Raw genomic sequence first — 6353 nt, 5'->3', positions numbered from 1 at the left:
TGTGGTAACTTCCATTTTACACGAATCCATTCATGGGCTTATTTTTTTAGCTGTCGCACTTCATATTACAATCCGTCTTATAAAAACAAGCAGACCACGCAAGAAATAAGATATATCTTGAGCAAGGTTATTGATGAACCAGAGAAAATATCTGAGCAAGGCAAAAAACCTTTTGAACTTGAAAATGGGGAACAAGTATATTACGAAGAGGACGAGACCAGCCAATCAATTTGGTGGGAAAGTGAAAATGGATTTTTGGCTCGATTTGTTTATTATATCAACGGAAATCTTGATCAGTTAGGTGAGTATAAATTAGATGAGTCCGACCTAATAGACTTAGCTAATCAGGTTCAATAGTATCTTTGGATGCCTTTAATTATTCAGTTCATTCTTAACCTAGTAGGAACAATAGCTTAATAAAAATATTTGAAGGTAGCCGGCATTTTGTGATCGGCTACCTTTTCTTATTTATCGAGCAGTTTAATGAAATAAGCTCTTTGTTTCCATTTTATAAAAATGAACACATCTGTCTGAAATTGATGAAACATTGGATATTTTATGGTCTCTGCTCAAATAGTAACATAAATAGAAAAATTGTCTTAAACATCGAACTAACTATTTGAACAGGAAGGATTGGAACGCATGTCACAACCACATATCCCGCAGCCGAAGTCGTTCGGTCCATTGGGCAATTTGCCTCAGCTCAACCTCGAAACACCTGTACAGTCCTTAATGCGTTTAGCTGAGGAATACGGTTCTATATTCCGTTTGGATTTGCCAGGGGGAAGAAGTGAAGTGTATATTTCAGGTCATGAGCTCGTTGAAGATGCCTGTGATGAAACACGCTTTGATAAAAGGGTATGGGCACCGCTGCAAAAAGTAAGAACTTTTACCGGAGACGGTTTGTTCACGAGTGCGACAACCGAATCGAACTGGCAGAAGGCGCATAATATTTTGCTGCCGAGCTTCAGTCAGATGGCGATGCGCGGCTATCATGATAAGATGGTCGACATTGCCGTTCAGCTCATTCAGAAATGGCAGCGATTAAATCCAGATGAAAGTATCAACGTGCCTGAGGATATGACGCGTCTAACCTTGGATACAATTGGCCTTTGCGGCTTCAACTATCGATTTAACAGCTTCTATCGGGAACAACCTCATCCGTTTATCACTAGTATGACGCGCGCATTAGATGAAGCCATGAGTCAATTGCAGCGGCTTGGCATCCAAGATAAGCTGATGGTCATCACGAAGCGACAATTTCAACATGATATTCAGATGATGTACTCGCTTGTCGACAAAATAATTGCAGAACGGAAAGAGGAAGGGCAATCCGGCGTCAATGACTTGTTGGCACATATGCTGAATAGCAAGGATCCGAACACAGGCGAAGGGTTGGACGATGAAAATATTCGTTACCAGATTATCACCTTTCTCATCGCAGGGCATGAAACGACAAGTGGATTGTTATCGTTCGCATTTTATTATCTGCTGAAACACCCTGACAAGTTGAGTAAGGCGTATGAGGAAGTAGATCGTATCCTAGTTGATCCGATACCATCATACACGCAGGTACGTGAGCTTGCCTACATTCGTATGATACTCGAAGAATCGTTGCGCTTATGGCCAACAGCTCCTGCGTTTGCGCTCTATGCGAAGAAGGACACGATGCTGGGAGGACGATATCCCATGATGAAAGGGGACAGTGTCAATGTATTGACTCCTATTCTTCATAGGGATCGCGAGGTATGGGGGGATGACGTTGATGAGTTTCGCCCTGAACGATTTGAAGATAGAAGTCAAATACCGCATCATGCGTATAAACCGTTTGGAAATGGGCAACGAGCCTGCATAGGTCAACAATTTGCGATGCAAGAAGCGGTGCTTGTACTGGGGATGATATTAAAGCATTTTGAGATTATCGACTATACGAACTATCAGCTAAAAGTAAATGAAGCGTTAACGCTGAAGCCGGATGACTTCACGATTCGCGTTCGTCCTCGAGGCGATCAAGGGGTGTTAGTTGGAGCTGTTCCAAGTGCTGCATCTGCAGCACCCTCATCTAAGGATAAAGAGACCGCTGTATCACCCAATCGGGTAGAGGCACATGATACGCCGTTGCTCGTCTTGTATGGATCCAACCTTGGCACAGCTGAAGGAATCGCGAGATCCATAGCGGATGTGGCTCGCTATCAGGGCTTTCGGACAGAGATTGCACCGCTTAATGCTTGGACAGCAAAGCTTCCGAAGGAAGGCATTGTGCTTATTGTAACTGCCTCTTACAACGGCAAACCTCCAAGCAATGCATACGAATTCGTGGAATGGCTTCAGCAAGCAGATGGTTCAGAGTGCGAAGGGGTACGCTATGCCGTCTTCGGGTGCGGGGATCATAATTGGGCTAGCACTTATCAAGCAATACCGCGCTTTATCGACGAGCAGCTTGCAGCCAAGGGCGCGATTCGTCTTACTTCGTTCGGTGAAGGAGATGCGAGCGGTGACTTTGAACTGCAACTTGAACAATGGCAGAAGCAGCTAAGAGCGGATGTCATGGCAGCACCGGGTTGCAAGTGAATGAGGAAGTTGTAAAGGAAACGAACAACCTTACGGTACAATTCGTCACCAGCATTGCTGGTACTCCATTGGTAGAATACTACGAAGCATTCAATGCAAAGATTGTTGACAATCGTGAGCTTCAAAGCCCAGATAGTGAGCGCAGCACTCGTCACATTGAGATTGTCCTTCCAGATGGAGTTAGCTACAGTGAGGGGGATCATATCGGAGTTCTGCCTCATAATCGGAAAGGCATGGTTGAAAGAGTACTGCGTCGTTTCCGACTCAATGGCAACGACCATCTGATTCTAAGTGCAGCGGGAAGAAGTGCGGCACATCTTCCATTGGGGAGACCTGTCAGCTTATTTGAACTGCTCACTCATAGTGTAGAGCTTCAGGAATCCGCTAGTCGCGCCCAGCTGCGCGAGCTTGCATCTTACACAGTATGTCCTCCGCATAAGCGTGAGCTTGAGGCCTTGTTGGAGGAAGATACTTATAAGGCTGATGTGCAGAAGAAGCGGGTGACGATGCTGGACCTATTAGAGCGGTATGAGGCATGTGAAATGCCGTTTGAACGATTTCTCGAGCTGCTCCCGCCGCTGAAGGCAAGATACTATTCAATATCCAGCTCTCCTCGTGTTCGATCTGAGCAGGCAAGCATAACCGTAGGTGTTGTCCGCGGTCCTGCATGGAGCGGAACGGGCGAATATCGAGGCGTAGCTTCGAACTACCTAGCTGAATGTCAGCAAGGTGATTCCATTGACATCTTTATACGCACCCCAGAATCAAACTTCCAACTGCCGGAGAGTGCGGCAACACCGATCATCATGGTGGGACCAGGCACAGGTGTAGCACCGTTCCGCGGCTTCCTTCAGGCGCGGCGCGCCATGCAGGCGGAAGGTCAGCAGCTTGGTCCTGCACATTTGTACTTCGGCTGTCGCAACGAGCTCGATTATATTTACCGTGACGAATTAGCGCAATATGTCCGTGACGGGGTAGTAACGCTTCATACTGCAATATCTCGAAAAGAAGGCGAGCCGAAGACGTATGTGCAGCATCTGATGGAGCGGGACGCAAAGCAGTTAATTGAGATGCTCGATCAAGGCGGACACCTCTATATTTGTGGTGATGGCAGCAGAATGGCGCCAGATGTGGAAGCAACGCTGAAGCGGGCCTATGAAAATGTTCATGATGTAAACGAGCAGGAATCGGCAGCTTGGTTAGAGCGACTTCAAGACGAAGGTCGATTGGCTAAGGATGTCTGGGCGGGGATCTAAATATAACGATACGACGATGTAAATTAAGCAGCATAGTGTGATACAAGAAATTGAAAGGAGCTATCCCTCGTTTGACAGCTCCATTTCCGTTATGGACTAAATCTGAAAGATATAACAAAGAAATAATACACCAATATTGACGATAACTCCATTATAGTGTAATATTACACTGTGTTGAGAAGGGAGATTGTATGGATAAGACAGAATTTATCAAACTGGTAAATGCTAAATTAAAGCTCATCCGTATTGAGAATGATTTATCGCAGGACAAAATGTCTGAAATGATCGGTTTATCAAAGAAAACACTAGTAGAAATCGAAAAAGGCAGGAGCACCCTTACATGGGCAGGTGCTGTTTGTGTCGCAACGGTGTTTGAACACAGTGAGATCATCCAGATGACGTTCGGGGATGATGTTAACGAAATTATTAAGACAATCGCTTTTAAACATTACACTAATAGCTTCCCAAGGACTCTTGGGGGGAAAGTATGGTGGCGCGAACTGAGAGAGTTAGACGGTTTTAAAATTCAACAAAATGTACTATCACAACATTATAGAATTCTAGATAAAGAGAACTGTAGAGTATGTAGTTCATTTGAATTGGATGTGATTGAAAGAAGATTTACGGAAATGACACAATCATAGCAGTTGATTGAACGAACGTTATTTCATATCTAACAATGGAAGGAACGAATTTATATGAAAAAAGTAATTATCACAACACTAGCTGTCGTTATGGCAATCGGAGTATCTACTTATACATTTGCAAATCCAAGTACAAACACTGAACTCTCCAAAGAGGAGCTAGCGTATAGCAAAACAATTAATCCTAGTATTACAAGCTCGGAAGTGGATTCGCTGAAAAAACAAAGAAACCAATTAGATGAGCTGCATAAACAATTAGAGAATTTAGAACTCGATTATGGAATTCTTGTTGATAATACAAAAGATCCAAATAAAGAACCGATAAGTCTGGATGACTTAACAGCAGAGCAACGTGAACATTATCTTCATTTAACTGATAAAATATGGAGCGAAGAGCTGCGGTTTTTAGATGCTCAATATAAAGCTGGTCTCATAAAGGAAGATACTTATAATGTAGATAAGAAGAATTTCGAAGACTTAAGAGAACAAAATTCATTAGATAATGCTAGTTGATGCTACACGAAAAAAAGATAATCCATCTAAATGAGTAAGAGAGTTGTTCAATTGAACAGCTCTCTTTACTATTTTAGTAAAAAAGGAGCGGGTATTATCAATGTCGTATTCTTGATCATCCTGCATTTATAGGTTCAATTAAAGACATCTTTTCTAGAAAATGAACCAATCCGTACGTATGTTGACCTATGAAAAGGCGATCACAACAAATGACTTTGACAAGTCCATTATTAGCCATTTATAATATGTGACACGCTATATCAAGAACATTCAACGGGGGGTAAAACAATGTACAATCAAGATAAAAGAACTATCACTACCGAAAGATTGATCTTAAGACCATTTGAATTATCTGATGCACAACGTGTCTGTGAGCTCTGCAATAATTATAATATCTACAAAAGTACATTGACGCTGCCGTATCCATATCCCATTGATTGTGCAATATCATGGATTCAAACACATGAAGATAATCTTAACAATAATAGATCGTTTGCCATTACGGATAAGAGTACAAATGAGCTTTATGGAGCTATAGGACTGACAAATAATCAATCACATAGAAATGGTGAACTTGGATATTGGATAGGTGAGGAATACTGGGGTAAAGGATATGCAACTGAAGCAGTAAAAGCAGTCATTGAGATTGCATTTTCAGAAAAGCAATACCACAGGGTATATGCAAGGCACTTTGCTTCCAATCCCGGATCTGGTCGGGTTATGCAAAAATCTGGCATGGTGCAAGAAGGTGTTCTCTTACAGCATATATATAAAGAAAATAAATTTGAAGACCTTATTCATTATGGAATTATTAACACTAGAGTATAAGCAATTTAATAGCCTTAAATAAATGGGGGAGTAACGATGGAAGTATCTATAAGAAATGCTACTAAGAACGATCTAGTGGCCATTTTGAACATTTACAACCAGGGGATTGAGGATCGTATAGCAACACTTGAAGAAGATCTAAAAGATGCTTCATATATGATGAATTGGTTCGCCGACCACGGAGAACGATTTGCTGTTTTAGTAGCTGAAGTAGATGGTGTTGTATGTGGTTGGGCTTCCCTTAATCGTTATTCCCACCGTTGTGCATACAAGGGTGTTGCGGATCTCTCAATATATATTGCTCGAGATGTTCGTGGCAAAGGAATCGGTCAACAATTACTGCAACAGCTTGAAGTGGTAGCTCGTCGCAATGAGTTTTATAAGATCGTTCTATTTACCTTCGCTTTTAACCAATTGGGACAAGGTCTGTATCGAAAGTCAGATTATCGCGAAGTCGGCATTTTCGAAAAACAAGGCATATTAGACGGAAAGCCTATAGATGTCATGATCATGGAGAAATTGTTGTGATCCTCGAAAGAGG

At 42.4% G+C, this 6353-nt stretch carries 5 protein-coding genes and 1 pseudogene; all 6 read left to right on the top strand.

From position 1 onward, the window contains the following. Positions 1 to 357: hypothetical protein (locus AC3WTP_RS11330; protein WP_492394710.1), on the top strand; the 357-nt coding region annotated here is incomplete at its 5' end. Positions 358 to 642: 285 nt separating this feature from the next. After that, positions 643 to 3827: pseudogene (locus AC3WTP_RS11325) on the top strand (bifunctional cytochrome P450/NADPH--P450 reductase). A gap of 191 nt (positions 3828 to 4018) precedes the next feature. Beyond that, entirely contained in the window at positions 4019 to 4471 is a 453-nt protein-coding gene (locus tag AC3WTP_RS11320; RefSeq protein ID WP_492394709.1) for a helix-turn-helix transcriptional regulator, read from the top strand. A gap of 54 nt (positions 4472 to 4525) precedes the next feature. Then, positions 4526 to 4984, top strand: coding sequence for a hypothetical protein (locus AC3WTP_RS11315; RefSeq protein WP_492394708.1), 459 nt, complete (start codon positions 4526 to 4528; stop codon positions 4982 to 4984). A 288-nt stretch (positions 4985 to 5272) separates the two neighbouring features. Continuing rightward, the gene (locus AC3WTP_RS11310; RefSeq protein WP_492394707.1) at positions 5273 to 5812 is read left to right on the top strand and encodes a GNAT family N-acetyltransferase; all 540 of its coding nucleotides are present in this window, start codon (positions 5273 to 5275) and stop codon (positions 5810 to 5812) included. Between the two features lie 36 nt (positions 5813 to 5848). Continuing rightward, positions 5849 to 6340, top strand: coding sequence for an arsinothricin resistance N-acetyltransferase ArsN1 family A (locus AC3WTP_RS11305; RefSeq protein WP_492394706.1), 492 nt, complete (start codon positions 5849 to 5851; stop codon positions 6338 to 6340). The last annotated feature ends 13 nt before the right edge of the window (positions 6341 to 6353 follow it).

The sequence above is a fragment of the Paenibacillus sp. EB106-04-04-XG159 genome, from assembly GCF_058791835.1.
This window is presented reverse-complemented; position numbering and strand designations above follow the sequence as displayed.